The organism is Streptomyces tateyamensis (assembly GCF_003205575.1).
Classification (GTDB): Bacteria; Actinomycetota; Actinomycetes; order Streptomycetales; family Streptomycetaceae; genus Kitasatospora; species Kitasatospora tateyamensis.
The window spans coordinates 1-281 of record NZ_PYBW01000351.1; the positions used below are offsets into that span (position 1 = coordinate 1).

The 281-nt window shown below is 73.7% G+C and carries 1 pseudogene; it reads right to left on the bottom strand.

From position 1 onward, the window contains the following. Positions 1 to 205: 205 nt before the first annotated feature. Positions 206 to 281 (bottom strand): annotated as a pseudogene (locus C7C46_RS33710) (DNA-binding response regulator); the annotation flags it as partial.

Consider the following 281-nt stretch of genomic DNA (forward strand, 5'->3'; position numbering starts at 1 on the left):
CAGCCACCTGACCTACAAGCTGGTCGAGATGCCGGGTCAGAAGCTGGGCAAGCGGGTCTCCAAGGCGCTCGACCGCCGCAGCGTCGCGGCGGCCGCCGAGCGGGCCGCCGCCGAGGGCTGAGCGACTGCCAGCCCCGGACCTTGCGCGAGGAAGGAGCCGCTGTCCGCGCTCGCGGACAGCGGCTCCCTCGTGTTCCGGGCACCCTCAGACCAGCCGGCGTGCCGCCGCCCACCGGGTCAGCTCGTGACGGTTGCTCAGCTGCAGCTTGCGCAGCACCGCC